This is a genomic window from uncultured Sulfitobacter sp., assembly GCF_947502895.1.
Classification (GTDB): Bacteria; Pseudomonadota; Alphaproteobacteria; order Rhodobacterales; family Rhodobacteraceae; genus Sulfitobacter.
This window is the reverse complement of the sequence record NZ_CANNBM010000001.1, coordinates 1,055,824-1,072,677: the sequence shown is the minus strand read 5'-3', so window position 1 is coordinate 1,072,677 and position 16,854 is coordinate 1,055,824. Positions and strand designations below refer to the sequence as shown.

The window sequence follows — 16,854 nt, the reverse complement described above, 5'->3', positions numbered from 1 at the left end:
TTTCTATACTCTGATGACAAAAAACGATCTCAACTTGGGAGGAAAGAATGAAACTATCACTCAATTCAAGCACAGCACTGGTGTTGTCGCTTGGGCTGCTCAGTACGCCGGCCTTTGCCGACATGGATGCTGCCAAAGCGTTCCTTGACGGCGAAATCGGAGAGCTGTCCACCCTGTCGCGCGCGGATCAGGAAGCGGAAATGCAGTTCTTTGTGGACGCAGCCAAGCCGTATGAAGGCATGGAAATCAAGGTTGTTTCCGAGACAATCGCCACGCACCAATACGAGAGCGAAGTGCTTGCACCCGCTTTCGAGGCTATCACAGGTATCAAGGTCACTCATGACCTGATCGGGGAAGGCGACGTTGTTGAAAAGCTGCAAACGCAGATGCAGTCGGGCGAGAACATTTATGACGCCTATATCAACGACTCTGATCTGATCGGTACGCACTGGCGCTACAAGCAGGTGCGCAATTTGACCGACTGGATGGCGGGCGAGGGCAAAGACGTCACGCTGCCAACGCTGGATATCGAAGACTTCATCGGTACGTCCTTTACGACTGGTCCCGATGGTAAGCTGTACCAGTTGCCGACCCAGCAGTTCGCGAACCTTTATTGGTTCCGCTATGATTGGTTCAACGACGAAAAGAACAAGGCCGACTTCAAAGCCACCTTTGGCTATGACCTGGGCGTGCCCGTAAACTGGTCCGCCTATGAAGACATTGCCGAATTCTTTACCGGCCGCGATCTGAGCCACCTCGGTGTCGAGGGCGAAGTGTTCGGCAACATGGACTACGGCAAAAAAGACCCGTCTCTCGGCTGGCGCTACACCGACGCGTGGATGTCCATGGCAGGTATGGGTGATGTGGGTGAGCCGAACGGTTTGCCAGTGGATGAATGGGGTATTCGCGTAAACGAGAACTCCCAGCCGACCGGCTCGTGCGTGGCGCGCGGCGGTGCGACCAACTCTCCCGCAGCAGTCTATGCTGTTACCAAAGCGATTGAATGGCTTGAAAAATACTCGCCACCAGCCGCTGCGGGCATGACATTCTCCGAAGCAGGGCCAATCCCTGCGCAGGGTAATGTCGCACAGCAGATGTTCTGGTACACAGCCTTTACCGCTGCAACAGTCGAGCCTGACCTGCCGGTGATGAACGAAGATGGCACGCCCAAGTGGCGCATGGCACCTTCGCCACACGGTGTGTACTGGAAAGACGGCCAGAAGATCGGCTATCAGGATGCCGGCTCTTGGACGTTGATGGAATCGACACCCGTCGACCGCGCACAGGCGGCTTGGCTCTATGCCCAGTTTGTTGTGTCCAAGACTGTCGATCTCAAGAAGTCTGATGTGGGTCTGACCTTCATCCGCGAGTCAACCATCGACTCCGAGCACTTCACCGAGCGCGCACCCCGTCTGGGTGGTCTGGTAGAATTCTACCGCTCGCCCGCGCGCGTCCAGTGGTCGCCAACAGGGACCAACGTGCCTGATTATCCAAAGCTGGCGCAGCTGTGGTGGCAGAACATCGGCGATGCAATGTCCGGTGCGAAAACACCTCAGGAGGCATTGGACACTCTGTGTGCCGATCAGGAAAAAGTACTGGCCCGTCTTGAGCGCGCAGGCGTTCAGGGTGATCTGGGTCCTGTCCTGAACGAGGAAATGAGTGCCGAGCACTGGTTCTCACAGCCAGGCGCACCCTACGCCAAGCTGGAAAATGAAGACGAGGAACCACAGACCGTCCCTTATGACGAGCTGATCAAATCCTGGCAGTAAGCCGGATCTTGTCGGTGCGAAGCGTTTCTTGCGCTTCGCACCACTTTTTTACCAAATTGGCACGCACCTCTTGCGCTTTCGGCGTAATGCACGCGACGATTTGACGATATCCAAACACATGAGACATACCGATGAAGTATATTCTGGCGATTGACCAAGGCACCACATCGACCCGCGCTATTCTCTTTGACGAGGCGCTGAACCCCGTGGCTACCTCGCAAGAGGAATTCGAGCAGATATTCCCGCAGTCGGGTTGGGTCGAGCATAATGCAGATGATCTGTGGGCCACGACTGCCGGCACTTGCCGCGCGGTGATCGAGCGTGCGTCGATAGACGCCACCAATATCATTTCCATCGGAATTACCAACCAGCGTGAAACCACTGTGGTCTGGAACCGCAACACAGGTAAGCCCATTCACAATGCGATCGTCTGGCAAGACAGACGTACCGCCGATTATTGCAAGGTGCTGCGTGACGAAGGACATTCCGAGATGTTCGCAGATCGCACAGGCTTGCTGATCGATCCCTATTTTTCGGCGACCAAGTTGAAATGGTTGCTGGACAACGTCGAGGGTGCGCGCGCAATGGCTGCCCGTGGTGAGCTGTTGTTCGGCACAGTCGACACTTTCCTGATCTGGAAGCTGACAGGCGGAAAGGTGCATGCCACCGATGCCACGAACGCCGCGCGCACCATGTTATATGACATCCGCAAAGGGCGGTGGAGCCAGACGATCTGCGATCTGTTTGACATCCCGATGGATATTCTGCCCGAAGTAAAAGACAGCGCCGCTGATTTCGGGGCATGCCGTGCCGATCTGTTTGGCCGCGCAATCCCGATCTGCGGGGTTGCAGGTGACCAGCAGGCCGCAACGCTGGGGCAGGCGTGTTTTGAACCAGGGATGTTGAAGGCGACCTATGGCACAGGCTGTTTTGCGTTGCTGAATACGGGTCATACGCCTGTCCGCTCTAACAACCGCTTGTTGACCACCATCGCCTATCAGTTGGATGGTAAGCCAACCTATGCCCTCGAAGGGTCGATCTTTATTGCGGGGGCTGTGGTGCAATGGCTGCGCGACGGGCTGAAGATGATCCGTGAGGCGTCGGACACGCAGCCCTTGGCAGAACGCGCCGATCCCTCCCAATCTGTCGTTCTGGTGCCTGCGTTCACGGGTCTTGGTGCGCCGTATTGGAACCCCGAATGCCGCGGTGCGATATTCGGGCTGACCCGCAATTCCGGTCCCAACGAATTGGCCGCTGCAGCGTTGGAAAGTGTGGGCTATCAGACGCGTGATCTGTTGGAAGCGATGCAAGCCGATTGGACCACAGGCGATACAAAAGCTGTGCTGCGCGTCGACGGGGGCATGTCTGCCTCGGATTGGGCGATGCAGTTTTTGGCCGACATCATTGCCGCCCCTGTTGATCGCCCGAAGGTGTTGGAGACTACAGCGCTGGGCGTGGCGTGGCTGGCCGGTATGAAAGCCGGTGCCATCCCTGCACAGGATGAATTTGCACGCCAATGGGCGCTGGATCGGCAGTTTGAGCCGAGCATGCCAGAAAGTGTCCGCACCCAAAAGTATGCCGCTTGGCAACGGGCGGTTAAAAGCACGCTGGACTATTGATATGACACTCACAACCGCGCCGTTCTCTATCAATTGCCCGACCAGTATCCAATTCGGCGCTGGCGTTAGTCGTGCGGTGGTGGATGTGCTGCCCGCAGGCTGCATGCGTGTTGCTGTTGTACGCGGCAAGTCGGGCATTGCGGCACAACAAGTGATCAAAGATCTTGAGGCCGCAGGCTGTGACGTGGCCGAGGTAATCTGTGCGCAAGAGCCAACGGTCGCCGCGATCAATGTCGCGGTTGCGGCCTTGCGCAACCAGAACACGCACGCAGTAGTGGCCTGTGGCGGGGGGGCCGTAATGGACGCAGGCAAAGCGATTGCTTTTTGCCTTGGCAATAATCTGCGTTTGACCAATGACTTTGCCGAGGTCCCTGCAGACCTGCTGTCGGAACCGTCGCGTATTCCCTGCATTGCGATCCCCACGACTGCTGGCACGGGGGCCGAAGTGACGTCAAATGCTGTTCTTGAGGTTGAGGCCCTTAACGTCAAACTGAGCTTGCGAGGCAAATCACTCTTTCCAGCCCATGCCTTTGTAGATCCTGATCTGATGATGTCTGCACCCGCGCATGTCGTGCTTGGCTCGGGTCTTGATGCGGTTGTGCAAACGGTGGAGGCCTATACCTCTTGTGCTGCTACGCGATTTTCTGATGCCCTAACTGGGGCCAACCTTACGTTAGGTCTTCGCGCCCTGAAAGGTGTGGTTGAGGCACCTGATGCAGCGCATTGGGCGGATATGGCGTGGGTTTCCATGAGCAGCGGTTTGGCGCTGGCAAACAGTGGCTTGGGGGCAGCGCATGGGGTGGCTTCTGTCTTCGGGGCGAAGTTCAATGCACCACATGGGGCGGTTTGTGGGGCGCTGTTGGTGCCTGTGCTGCGCCAGAATATGTCCCGTGCCGAAGTAGGATCATCTCCAGAGAGACGGCTTCGCGCATGCTTTGCCGCCATTGCAGAGGTTTTTCAGCCCATAAATGGTCAGGACGCGTTAAGCGGATTTGAACAATGGACGCGGCAACACCAGCTACCGAGCCTTGGCTTCTACGGAATGACCCCTGACCAGATTGATGATTTGGCCGCGCGCTCTTGTGGCGCGTCATCAAGCAAAAAGAACGCGGTTCTGCTCACTGCCGCTGACTTCTCAGCAATACTCGAGGCAGCACTTTAAGTCCTACAAGCAGGTCTTGGAAAACTCTTCGGGTAGCACTGGATTAATTGCGTCAGAAATGTTAGCGCAAACATATATCAGCTTTCAGACATGACAGATGCAGGAGATATGCCATGACACGTGTAGCAATCAACGGATTTGGACGGATCGGGCGGAACGTCCTGCGTGCGATAATAGAGAACGGGCGTGATGATATCCAAGTCGTTGCAATCAACGATCTTGCTCCGGTGGAAACCAATGCGCATCTGCTACGCTATGACAGCGTGCATGGCCGCTTCCCGGGCGTAGTGACGACGACAGAAGATTCACTGGATGCGGGCACCGGTCCCATCCGTGTAACCGCAATCCGCAACCCTGCTGACTTGCCATGGTCGGATGTAGACATCGTTCTGGAATGTACAGGCATTTTCAAATCAAAAGAGGCATGTGCAGCCCATCTGGAAAACGGGTCCAGCCGTGTGTTGATCTCTGCTCCAGGGAAGGACGCTGATAAGACAATCGTATTTGGCGTGAACCATGAGACGCTGACCAGCGGCGATCTGGTTGTCTCGAACGCTTCATGCACAACAAATTGCCTTGCCCCAGTAGCGCAGGTTTTGGCGGATAGTGTCGGGATCGAAAAAGGGTTTATGACAACGATTCATAGCTACACTGGCGATCAGCCTACACTGGATACGTATCACAGCGACCTCTATCGCGCCCGTGCAGCGGCCTTGTCGATGATACCCACATCAACGGGTGCTGCAAAAGCTGTCGGGCTGGTATTGCCTGCGTTGGCCGGCAAGTTGGACGGCGTGGCGATCCGTGTGCCTACGCCGAATGTGTCGGCTGTAGATCTGACATTCGAGGCCAGCCGCGACACCACGGTAGAGGAGGTAAATGCTGCTATTTGCGCGGCTGCCGATGGCAGGCTCCAAGGTGTGCTTGGCTATACGGACGCCCCACTTGTTTCGATGGATTTCAACCACGATCCACATTCATCTGTCTTTGCCACAGACCAGACCAAGGTTATTGGTGGGCGCATGGTGCGCATTCTGGCGTGGTATGACAACGAATGGGGCTTTTCCAACCGCATGCTCGATACTGCTGCTACGATGGGCCGGTTGATCTAGACGCCTTTGCAACGCCGCCGTCCGTTAAGGTAAGGGTGTTTAAGTAGTATCCGAAACTGCTATGCTTTTAAAATGCGTTTAGCGGGGGCGGCAAGGTGAAGGTCCGGAACAATGCTGCGTGGTGGTTCATAGCGCCCGCTGTCGCCATTCTGGCGGTGGTTGGCGTTGTGCCCCTTGTGGCTGTCTTCAACTTTTCCTTCTTTGACATTTTCACAATCCAAAGCCGCTATTGGGTTGGCGCAGAATGGTATGCCGATCTGTTGGGTTCACGCGATTTCTACGCTAGCCTTGGTCGTAGTTTACTGTTCTCGCTGCTGGTCATCCTGTTGCAGTTTCCATTGGGTATATTTCTGGCCAAGCTGATCCCCGAAAACAGGCTTATCAGTGTAGCGCTCCTGATGCTTGTCTCACTGCCGCTGGTGATCCCGTGGAACATGATCCCGATGATCTGGCTTAACATGCTGCATCCGATCTTTGGGGGGTTAACAGCAGTCTTTGCGGACTTGGGCGTGAGTTTTGATTATAAATTCAATGCGGTACATACCTATATTCTGCTGGTGATGGTCGATACGTGGCATTGGATCGGTCTTGTGATCGTTCTGGCCTATGCTGGCCTTTCGAGTATTCCCAAACCCTATTATCAAGCTGCGGAAATTGACGGTGCTACCCGTTGGCAGGTGTTTCGCTATATCGAGTTGCCAAAAATTGCGGGTGTTTTGATGATGGCTTTGCTGTTGCGCACAGTGGACAGCATGATGATCTATACCGAGGCTTTTGCGATTAACGCAGGCGGGCCAAATGGTGCGACTACTTTTCTGTCGCTGGGGCTGGGAGAGGAGATCAACGCGTTTAACTATGGTCCTGCTGCCGCCCGCTCAATCGTGTATTTCCTGCTGGTGCTTCTGATTGCGTGGGGCTTTCGCACTGCAATGACACAACACAAGGACAGCTGAATGATTACGTTTGGCCCATTTGCGCTGCGATTGTTTTGTTTTGGCATGTTGGCAGCGTTCATTTTGGGGCCATTGCTGCAGACATTCATGCTCAGTCTCACTGTAACGCTGCCGCGGGACGGTGTTGTGGTCGGTCAGTTTACGCTCGGTAATTACGTAAAGGTTTTTACTCGGCCTGATCTGGTCTCGGCGCTGCTTAATTCTGTGATGTACGTGAGCGCGAATGTGGCGTTAACCATCGCGGTTTCATTGCCTGCCGCCTATGCGCTGTCGCGGTTCCGCTTTGTAGGGGACCGTCATATCATGCTGTTGCTATTGGCGTTTCGGTTGACCCCGCCAGTGGTCTTGTCACTGCCGGTATTTCTGCTTTTTGCAAAGCTGAATCTCCTGAATAATCCGCTGGGCATTGCGCTGGTGCATTGTTTGTTCAACATTCCCATCGCGACTTGGATACTGGAGAGTTTCATCTCGGCAATTCCCAAAGAGTTTGACGAGACAGCATTCCTAGACGGCTATTCGCGCGCACGGTTTTTCAGAAAGTTGCTTATCCCTGCCATTGCACCGGGCATCGGGGTGGCGTGCTTTTTCTGCTTTATCTTCTCATGGGTCGAGGTGGTATTTGCACGCATCCTGACCTCGACAGGGGGCAAGCCCATTGCCATGGCAATCGAAGGGCTGTTCGGTTTTACGACCGACATCGGATTGGTTAGTGCGATGACAATAGCATCGCTTATTCCGGGCGTGGCACTTATCTTTTTTGTCCGTGATCATATTTCCAAAGGGTTCCAGATACGCACGTGATCAGCGCTCACAGTTCTGCCCCTGCTTTGAATTCCTGCCATTTCAGGTGCGCCGCAGCCCCGATGCGTGTGATGGTTTCCGGCGGTAGTTTTTGTGGCGCATCCGCTGCCAATGCACGATCCAGCATGGGAGAGGAGGTCTGGGTGGCAAGTTCTGCCGCCAGCATACCCGACAGCGTGCCGCGCGTTGTGCCAAGACCGTTCTGACAGCAGGCTGTGAATAATCCTTCCTCGACTTCGCTTACTGCGCTGACATTGTTGCGGCTCAGACATAGGCGCCCCCCCCAACGATGGGCCATTGCTACGTCACCCAGCATAGGAAATCGCGCGGCAAAGGCGCGGTCATGGTCGCGGCCTACTCGGGCGATCCGCTTGTGATCGACCTCCATCGAAGGATTAAAGGTAAAGCGGTTGCGGATGATGATCCTGTCTCCTTGGGGTGACGGAATACGCCTGACGGTGGTGCCCATCGGATCAGCGGGTGTGACGCCCCAAACGCGCTGGCCGCCCAGTTTTGTAGCCTCGACGTCGCTCAGCGCGCGCGTCATTGACGCATAGGTAAACACATGCATCAGACGCTGTTTGAGAAAGCCAAAGCTGTTGAGATGCCCGTTCACCGCAAGGATCACTTTGGGTGCGGTCACTTTACCCGCTGGCGTCGTCGCAACCCAACCGTCCTGCCGTTCCAGTGCTGTAACGGGGCTGTTCTCAAATATCTGGATGCGGTTTGAGGCCAGACCCCGTGCTGCTGCACGAATGAACGCGGCAGGCTGGATCATCACTGTACCCGCAGTGAACAATCCGCTGCGGTAGTAATCTGTGCCCGTCATGGTGCGCATGGCCTTGGCATCCAGTAACTCGAACGGTTCGCCCATCGAGGTGAGGTGCGTTGCATACTCGCGGTTATGCGCATCACCTTTTGCAGTTGCGGCTGCATTCACCTTGCCGCATGGGTCAAACACGCTTTGGCCCATCCCGAAATCCCCCGCCATCTGCGCGGCAAAGCGGATCGCATGGCGGTTATCTTGGGTCAGCGCCACGTCATGTGCCAATGCACCGCCATAGTCTGACGATGATAGATCATGCGGCAGATCTATCATAAAGCCCGAGTTGCGGCCTGCTGGCCCTTCGGCCACGCGCCGTGCTTCCAGCACTATTATCTGGTCGGTAGGGCACAGCTGTGACAACCTGCGCGCAGCGGCCAGTCCGGCAAAACCCGCCCCGATGATGATCCAGTCTGCCCGCAGATCACCCTGTACGGATTGCGCAGGGGGGTGATCGGGCAAAAGAGCGTTCCATGCCGCTGGTCCCGGATCGACGGGCAATTTGCTGACCGCAATCTTGCTCATTCTATAGGTCCTGATTCAGCGCATCTGCTGCGGGTATCTCCCTTTCGCGGCGGGCGATGTAATCCAGTAATGCATCACTCGTTGCAGCGTCCAGTGAGGGCTCTTCGTATTCGTTCAGCAGGTCTTGTGCGCGTTTCAGCGCGCGCTCGTTGATCTCGACCGCGCCGTTGGCTTGCCATTGCTCAATGCTGTCATTGTCGAACATCTCGGGCATGAAAAATGCCTGCTGAAAGTTCTCCAATGTATGGGGGTGGCCTAGATAGTGCCCGCCTGGCCCCACATCGCGCACAGCTTGCATCCCTTCGTCGAAATCAGACCAGTTTATGCCTGTTGCCATGCGGTGGCCCATCGCGCATTGCTCGGCATCCACAACGAATTTCGCCATGGAGCAGTGCATGCCCGCTTCGTTCCAGCCAGCGGAATGCCAGATGTAATTTGCGCCAGACATCAGGACCGACATCATGGTTGTGGCACTCTCGTATCCTGCTTGGGCATCAAACGTCTTGGCCCCGCCCAGCGTGTTCGACGTGCGCCACGGCACATTATAGTGCCGTGCCATCTGGCCGATCATCATATTCATCAGGCTGATTTCCGGCGTGCCTGCCATGGGTGCGCCCGATTTCATTGAAACCGTTGACAGGTAGTGACCATAGATTGCAGGCATTCCTTTTCGGATGACTTGGGTATAGGCAAGGCCGCTCAGCGCCTCGGCGTTGAGTTGTGCCACCGAAGGCGCAACCCCCGCAGGTGTGTTGGCCCCGCCCAACACAAAAGGCGAACACAAAACAGGCTGATTATACTTCGCAAAAGCCCGCATCGCGCCCAGCATCGTCTCGTCCCAGACCAACGGCGAATTGCCATTGCAGTTTCCCGTCACGACGGGGTGGGTCTGCATATAGTCAGCGCCAAACAGGATGGCGCACATCTCCATCACGTCCTCGGCGTTCTTGGGGCTGGTGGTCATGCCCATAAAGGTTTTGTCCGAATACTTCATCGAACTGTAGGTAATGCGCAGATGTCGCTGGCTGATCGGGTGATCATACGGCTCGACGATATGGTGCGCCGAGGAATGGATCGCAGGCAGCATATGGCTCAGCTTGTGAAAATCGCCCAAATCCTTGAGCGTCGGGTTGCGCCGCACATCATCCAGACCGCGCAGGTAGGGTGCGCCGGTCATGGGCACAAATATCGCATGATCATTGCCAAAGGGCAGGTTGTTGGCCGGATTGCGGGCGTGATACGTAAAGGATGCGGGTATGCTGGCGATGAGTTCGCGCAAAAGACCCCGATCAATATGCACCCGCTCTCCACGCACATCGGCACCTGCGCGTTTCCAGTCGGCAAGTGCGATTTCATCGCGAAACACCACGCCTACGTCCTCGAGAATAGCGAGAGAGGCTTCGTCAATCCGTGCGACTTGTTCGGGGGACATGGGTTCTGTTAGCGGGATGCCGCGTTTCAAAGCGGGCAACATCTGGGTGTCGCGCTGCTGGCGAATGGCACGGCGCGCCCCGCGCCCGCGCCGCGTGGTGCCGACTGCATCAACGCTCATGCGATGTTATCCCCGTCGGTCGGGTCGGTCAGGTCAATCCAGATTGTCTTGATCTCGGTGAATTGGTCATGGGCATGAATGCCATTGTCCCGCCCGCCAAAACCCGACTGCTTGTAGCCGCCGAATGGTGTAGCGATATCGCCTTCGCCGTAGCAATTCACAGTCACAGTGCCTGCGCGAATATCACGCGCTGCACGGATCGCGCGGCGGGTATTGGCGGTGAACACACTTGCCGCCAAGCCGTACACCGTTTGGTTGGCAATTTCGATGGCCTCGTCATTGCTACCAGCGGTAATGATCGACAGCACAGGCCCGAAAATCTCCTCGTGGGCGCGTGGGTCGTCTTTGGCTACGTCATAAATTATTGGCGCAATAAAAGGTCCCTCACCGCGATCTGTCGCTTCCAGAAAACTGCGTACTTTTGCACAGTGGTCTGCATCGATCATCGCGCCGATATGGTGGGCGGGGTCAAGCGGATCACCTGTTTTCCAGTCGCGCAGGCGCGCCTGTATCCGCTGAATCAATGCGTCTTTGACATCCTTATGCACTATCAATCGCGAGGTTGCCGAACAGTTCTGCCCGCCGTTCCAAAAGGCGGCATTGACCACATGGGCGGCAACGTGATCCAGATTTTCCGCATCATCGAACACGACGGCAGGGTTCTTGCCACCGCATTCCAGTACGATTTTCTTAAGGTTGCTGTCCGCTGCATAATGCAGAAAACGCCGCCCCGTCTCGGTTGAGCCGGTAAAGCTGACCATGTCCACATCCATGTGGCGGCCCAGTGGCTCTCCTACGGATGGACCATCACCAGGTAAAACCTGTAAAACCCCATGCGGCACGCCAGCTTCGGTGGCTAACTCCGCCACCCGCAAGGCTGTCAGCGATGTCTGCTCGGCGGGTTTGACAATCACGCTGCAACCGGCGGCCAGCGCGGGGCCAATTTTCCACGCCAGCATCATCAACGGGAAATTCCACGGCAGCACGGCACCGACTACGCCAATAGGTTCGCGCACAATCACTGACAGAGCGTCGTCTCCCGTCGGGCTGGTTTGATCATAAATCTTATCTACGGCCTCGGCGTGCCATTTGATGCAGGCGATGGTTTCGGGGATATCGACAGTCTCGCAATCAAGGATCGGTTTGCCGCTATCAAGGCTCTCCATCACGGCCAATTCGCGGCGGTTGCGGGTCAGCAGTTTGCAGAACTGGATCAGAACGTCTTTACGGTCGGAAGGGTGGCGTTTTGACCAAGTGCCTTGGTCGAAAGCTCCGCGCGCTTTTTCAACCGCAAAATCGACATCCTGCGCGCCGCAGCCTGCAATCTGGGCGATAGCATCGCCCGTGGCGGGATTGGTTGTGATGAATGTGGCACCTGTACCTGCGCGGTATTTCCCGTCGATAAAAGCGGCACGGGGAACGTCGAGGTTTTGCGCAATGGCGCGGTATTCAGCATGGGTGAGCAGATCGGTCATATCGCCTCTCCTGTGATGGCACTGAGCGTGGTGTTCATAGTGCGGATCACTTCGGCCAACTGGCGTTTGTCATCCTTGTCGAGCGGTTGCAGTGGTTTGCGTGGCGGGCCTGCATCAATGCCGCGCAGGGTTAGGCCGTATTTGATGCATTGAACAAACTTGCCACCTTGCTCCAGCACGCTCATCAGGGGCAGCATCGCAGACATGATTGCGCGGCCCTTGGTAAAGTCCCCCTCGACCACACATGCGCGGTAGAGCGCGATGTGCGCTTCGGGAGCAAAGTTTGACCCCGCACAGACCCATGATCGTGCGCCCCATGCAAAAAACTCCAGCGCCTGATCATCCATTCCGCAACTCATTGCGATGTGGGGGTAACTGCGTGCCAGCAGATGCACACGGTTGATATCCCCCGAGCTTTCCTTGATCGCGCAGAAATTCGGGCTGCGGCCCAGACGATCCAGTGTTTCCTCGTCCATGCTGACCGACATACGGCCGGGGTAGTTGTAGAGCATCACAGGCAGGTTGGCTGCGCGGTCTATAGCCAGTGCATGCAGGGCAATTTCGCGGCCCGTGGGGTAGGCGTAGGGGGGGGTTGCGACCAGCAGCGCGTCCGCACCTGCGGACTTGGCAGCTTGTGCGTAGCGGATACTGTCTTCGGTCCGAATAGCGCCCGTGCCCACGATCATCGGCACGCGCCCCGCGATCAATTCGGCGCAGCGGTTCATCATCCACACCCGCTCTTCCTCGGTCTGGGCGTAGTATTCACCGGTAGAGCCTGCAATCACCAAACCGTGCACACCAGCCGCGATCAGATACTCGATGGTTTGGGCCAGCGCCGCCTCGTTGCATGAAAAGTCGTCGTGGTAAGGCGTAACAACAGGGGTGTAGATTCCTTCAAACTGCATTCTTGTGGTCTTTCATTGAAATAACGTCCAACGGCAATGGATCAGGGCGGACATAGTTTTCGATCTGGTCACGCGATAAATCCCAGTGCTGCAGGGTCAAATCGATTGCCAAGGACGGCTCGCGCGCCTCTATCGCCGAGATCATGGCATCGTGCTGATCTATAGCTTTGCTGACCCGCCCCACATCCGCCTCCGAGTGAGGGCGAAAGAATGTCTGGCTTAGCCGTGTATGGTCGATCAACATCCGCTTGAGGCTTGCAAAAAGATACGGGTTTTGAGCCATTTCACCGATGATTTCGTGGAAGCGGTGATTCAGAAGGGCTGCCTGCTCTGTCTCGCGGGCCTTGGCTGCAATCGTGAACGCTGCTTGCGTTTCCTTCAGGTCGTCCAGCTGTCTGCCGGTCCGGTTTTCCGCGGCCTGACGCGCAACCGAGGAATAGACCAGTGGCGCGGTCTGGAAAAAGACCCGCATTACCGAAAGGTCCATCGAGACAACCTTGGCACCGCGGTTTTCCTCCAACCGCACATAGCCGTCACCTGCAAGACGGTGCAGAATTTCACGCAATGGCGTCCGAGAAATACCATAGCGCTGTGACAGGCTCACCTCGTCCAGATCAGAGCCCGGAGCGATGTCTTGCGAAAGGATGCGCTTGCGTAGGTCTTCGACGCAAAGGGTCTTTTTGTTCATGAGGACTCCAGTGTTGTACAAATTGTATACAAACATCATACAGACGGTGTCAACTTCCTGTTTTTCGCGCGATATTGCGATTGCAAAAACAACTGTCTGGTTTGTCACGCCGGGACCGCAGCGTTAGAGTGTGGAGGCAGCGGGATCAGGGAAATGCGAATGTTTGAGCGGTACGCGATTTTCTATTGCCCATCAGGGGCTTTGGCACAGTTCGGCGCTGCTTGGCTGGGATGGGATAATGGGGCAGGTCATGCGGTGCATCATCCGCCGTTGGATATTCCCGACATCGCGGCGATGACTGCCAAACCTCGCAGGTACGGGCTGCATGCCACGCTCAAAGCGCCGTTTCACCTTAGGCACGGTAAATCGCCCGATGATCTTTACCAGATAGCGCAGGACTTTGCGGCGCATACACCGGCGGTTGATCTGGGTCGGTTGGCGCTGCGCTATGAAAACGGTTTTATTGCGCTCCGTCCTCTTGCCGATCAGCCTGCGTTGCGGGCACTGGCGGCTGCTGTGGTTCGACAGTTTGATCCGCTGCGCGCACCGTTAGAGGAGGCCGCAATTGCGCAGCGCCGCAAGGCACGGCTGAGCGCGCGACAGGATGCGCAGATGCTGGAATGGGGTTATCCGTATATCTTTGACGACTATCACTTTCATCTGACCCTCACAGGACGGATAAAACCTGCGCAAGCGCAGACCGTCATGGATGGGCTTGCGCCACAGGTCATGCCCCTATTGCCTGATCCGCATTTGATGGACGCCATCACAATCATGGGCCAAGACGCGCAGGGCATGTTCCATCAGGTTGAGCGGTTTGCCTTGATATCTTGAGACATAATTCTGGCGCCTCTTAAGAAAGTGCTTTGATAGTTAACAAAGTATGTGGATGATCCTTCCCTAACGTCAGACAAGAAGTTGCAGTGTTGCGATGCTGTGTCTGTGGGGGCTGACGGATATATTTAAGGAATTGATTCATGGATCATTATGACCTCGTTGTAGCTGGCGCCGGATTGACCGGTCTAACGGCTGCATATCGCTGTGCGCAAGCTGGCAAAAGCGTTCTGGTGCTCGAGGCGCGGAACCGCGTGGGCGGACGTACGCTGACAGTCACCGATACCTATCAGGGCAAGCCCAGCCATTTTGACCTAGGGGCGCATTTCATCGGGCATGAAGCATACCAAGCCTCCGTCTGGAACATGGTAGAGGAACTGGGGCTAGAGACCTTCAAGCAGTACGAAGGCCCCGAAAATGTAATGCCCACGCCCGATAAGTTCTGGGCAGGGCAGGGCGCGAATTTTCAGGCCTCAAAGATGGACACTGCCAGTCCCGACATCGAGACCTATATCGGCACAACGATCCCGAAATCGGCCGCAGGCCAAGCCTATATTCTGTATCTCGAGCAGCTGTCACAATCAGTCTGGCTGACCTCCCCTGAGAAGACGCCTAACGCCGAGGCCTTGGACAAACTGTCGGTCTGGGATTGGGTTTGCCGCACCGACTTGCCTGGCTATGGCGTACCAGTCCAGCCTGATGTGGGTTCGATCACAACAGACTTCGGTAATATCCCGAACGCGTTTCGGGCGTTGACACGGATGCTCTGCCGCGTTGGGTTTTCAGCCGAGCCTGAAGAGATTTCGATGCTGTGGCTGATGTTCTATATCCGCTCCAGTGGCGGATTGCAGATGTTCCAATCTTTGCGTTTTCCTGTTCAGGGTGCGCAGGGCTATCGCTTGAAGGATGGTGCGCAGTCCATTGCGCTGACGCTCACGGAAAAGCTGGAGGTGTTGCAACCTGGCTGCATCAGATTGGGTGAGCCGGTCGAGAGCTTGCGCATGAATGCACAGGGCGAATTTACCGATGTGATTGTGGGGGGCAGCCAGATCTGCACCGCCGGTCAACTGTTGGTCGCCATGTCGCCAAAACTCAGCAATACGATCAAATACTATGACGCGAACAACAACGTCATTCTGGACCGCTCCAGCATCGCGGATGCGATGCCAAACTCGCATATGGTGATGAGCTATGTCACCTTTGACACCGCGTTCTGGCGCAATGATACCAACCAGCGGACAGGGCGCATAAACGGTCTGCCGATGCCTGACGAGGTCAATGTTGCAGAATATGGTCTGTCGGGTGATGCGCTGTGTACTGATGGTCCTGTGGTTTGGACGATGGATAACTGTTCTGCCGAAGGGCAGCCTGCGCTCTTTGCCTTTGTTGTGGGGGATGCTGCACGGAATCTGCCCACCAAGTCCGATCGCGAAGCTGCTGTGATGGATATTCTTTCAAAGCTATTTGATCCTGTGGGCAAGCTGGCTGGCCACAACCCCGTGTATAACGAGCTTGACTGGAACGCTGAGCAATACTCGATGGGGTGCCCTGCTGCGCATTTTGGTCCGGGCGAGTTTTTGAAGAACCGAAACGAGGTTCTTTTGACACCGGGCAATGGCGCATACGCAGAGAAAACAGGCCTCTACTTTGCCTCTACCGAAGGGGCGCTTGTCTCTAATGGGTATATGTCGGGTGCGATCTGGTCCGGCGAAACCGTTGCGATCCAGATTCTAGAGCAGTTGGGCACAAAGCAGATACCCGCCCCCGATACCTTCTCTCGCGAGATCGAGATGAAGACCTGTATCAATCAGATCATGAAGGCGATCGAGATGCAGGTGCCCATGCTTGAATGGCCTGCGCTAACGGACGACTGTAACTTCCAAGGGCCGGGAGGGGCCGCCCTGCCAACAACACCTGACGGCAAGATAGGCTATATCGGGCAGGAGGGTACTGTCGAATTCTATGTGCGCATGGGGTTCTTCTTTGCGATCTCACAAGTGGCGGTGGAAACGATCGCAGTTGATGTTGAACGCAACACCGGTTTTGCAACCTTCAAGGTGACGGGCACGGTCAACACGAACGGGCGACCGTTCAAGGATATGGCAGCCACGATGCTGTTCGAATTTACCGACCCCGATGAAGGACCAGCATTGATCAAGTCAGACCGCTTGATTATGGACTCAGCCGAAATTGACGCATTGGTCAGTGCTGCTCCCGCGTCGGCACCTACGTACGTTACCGAGGATCATTTTGCGCCCGTTATAAAAGAGATTGAAGCGGTGCTGGGCGGTGCCAACAGCACGTTGTCGGCAGCATTCGAGAACGCCGTGATCTATGGTCCGGGGGGCAAAACAATTCCCAAAGGCCCACATCTTGGTGTTGCGGGTTTCCAGTTGATGATGAACCGTTTGGCAGCGGCACCTCTAACAAACGGAGCCAAGCTCAAAACATTCGGGTTGGGGCCGCAGCAGCTGACCATCATGTTGGGGTTGGATATTTCGGGAACAACGCCCAGCACGGGTAAACCGTTCACATCACAGATGACGATTGAAATCCGCCTTGCCAATGATGCAGCTGATCCCAAAATCGCGATGATACGGTTTAGCCTTGATCCTTATCTGATTGACTAGGACAGC

Annotated in this window: 13 protein-coding genes; 8 read left to right on the top strand and 5 right to left on the bottom strand. The window is 55.9% G+C overall.

What is annotated here, in order from left to right:
• The first annotated feature begins 47 nt into the window (after positions 1 to 47).
• The 6 genes from Q0903_RS05405 to Q0903_RS05380 all read left to right on the top strand — a co-directional run bounded on the left by Q0903_RS05405 (position 48) and on the right by Q0903_RS05380 (position 7,416).
• Positions 48 to 1,769, top strand: a complete 1,722-nt coding sequence (locus Q0903_RS05405; RefSeq protein ID WP_299026132.1) for an ABC transporter substrate-binding protein — start codon at positions 48 to 50, stop codon at positions 1,767 to 1,769.
• A gap of 131 nt (positions 1,770 to 1,900) precedes the next feature.
• On the top strand, positions 1,901 to 3,388 hold the full coding sequence (glpK, locus tag Q0903_RS05400; RefSeq protein ID WP_299413505.1) for a glycerol kinase GlpK: 1,488 nt from the start codon (positions 1,901 to 1,903) through the stop codon (positions 3,386 to 3,388).
• A 1-nt stretch (position 3,389) separates the two neighbouring features.
• Complete coding sequence (locus Q0903_RS05395; RefSeq protein ID WP_299413502.1) at positions 3,390 to 4,550, top strand: iron-containing alcohol dehydrogenase; 1,161 nt, start codon at positions 3,390 to 3,392, stop codon at positions 4,548 to 4,550.
• Positions 4,551 to 4,663: 113 nt separating this feature from the next.
• Positions 4,664 to 5,662 carry a type I glyceraldehyde-3-phosphate dehydrogenase gene (gene gap, locus Q0903_RS05390; RefSeq protein WP_299413500.1) on the top strand — a complete coding sequence of 333 codons (999 nt, stop codon included), beginning with the start codon at positions 4,664 to 4,666 and terminating at the stop codon, positions 5,660 to 5,662.
• A gap of 95 nt (positions 5,663 to 5,757) precedes the next feature.
• Positions 5,758 to 6,615 carry a sugar ABC transporter permease gene (locus tag Q0903_RS05385; protein ID WP_299413498.1) on the top strand — a complete coding sequence of 286 codons (858 nt, stop codon included), beginning with the start codon at positions 5,758 to 5,760 and terminating at the stop codon, positions 6,613 to 6,615.
• Positions 6,616 to 7,416 (top strand): carbohydrate ABC transporter permease, encoded by an 801-nt coding sequence (locus tag Q0903_RS05380; RefSeq protein WP_299413496.1) that lies wholly within the window; start codon positions 6,616 to 6,618, stop codon positions 7,414 to 7,416. It abuts the gene before it with no gap.
• 7 nt (positions 7,417 to 7,423) lie between these two features.
• On the opposite strand, the gene Q0903_RS05375 is transcribed toward Q0903_RS05380, so the two are convergent.
• Genes Q0903_RS05375 through Q0903_RS05355 form a run of 5 tightly spaced genes read right to left on the bottom strand, consistent with a single transcriptional unit; the run spans position 7,424 to position 13,384 of the window.
• Positions 7,424 to 8,764 (bottom strand): FAD-binding oxidoreductase, encoded by a 1,341-nt coding sequence (locus Q0903_RS05375; RefSeq protein ID WP_299413493.1) that lies wholly within the window; start codon positions 8,762 to 8,764, stop codon positions 7,424 to 7,426.
• A gap of 1 nt (position 8,765) precedes the next feature.
• Entirely contained in the window at positions 8,766 to 10,316 is a 1,551-nt protein-coding gene (locus Q0903_RS05370) for a trimethylamine methyltransferase family protein (RefSeq protein ID WP_299413490.1), read from the bottom strand.
• Complete coding sequence (locus tag Q0903_RS05365; RefSeq protein ID WP_299413488.1) at positions 10,313 to 11,791, bottom strand: aldehyde dehydrogenase; 1,479 nt, start codon at positions 11,789 to 11,791, stop codon at positions 10,313 to 10,315. Before Q0903_RS05365 ends, Q0903_RS05370 begins: the two co-directional genes overlap by 4 nt.
• The gene (locus Q0903_RS05360) at positions 11,788 to 12,696 is read right to left on the bottom strand and encodes a dihydrodipicolinate synthase family protein (protein ID WP_299413486.1); all 909 of its coding nucleotides are present in this window, start codon (positions 12,694 to 12,696) and stop codon (positions 11,788 to 11,790) included. Before Q0903_RS05360 ends, Q0903_RS05365 begins: the two co-directional genes overlap by 4 nt.
• Positions 12,686 to 13,384 carry a GntR family transcriptional regulator gene (locus Q0903_RS05355; protein WP_299413485.1) on the bottom strand — a complete coding sequence of 233 codons (699 nt, stop codon included), beginning with the start codon at positions 13,382 to 13,384 and terminating at the stop codon, positions 12,686 to 12,688. Before Q0903_RS05355 ends, Q0903_RS05360 begins: the two co-directional genes overlap by 11 nt.
• 159 nt (positions 13,385 to 13,543) lie before the next feature.
• On the opposite strand from Q0903_RS05355, the gene Q0903_RS05350 reads away from it, so the two are divergent.
• A complete protein-coding gene (locus tag Q0903_RS05350; RefSeq protein ID WP_299413482.1) occupies positions 13,544 to 14,218 on the top strand; it encodes a DUF1045 domain-containing protein in 675 nt (224 codons plus the stop codon).
• Positions 14,219 to 14,361: 143 nt separating this feature from the next.
• Complete coding sequence (locus tag Q0903_RS05345; protein ID WP_299413480.1) at positions 14,362 to 16,848, top strand: FAD-dependent oxidoreductase; 2,487 nt, start codon at positions 14,362 to 14,364, stop codon at positions 16,846 to 16,848.
• Positions 16,849 to 16,854: the final 6 nt, after the last annotated feature.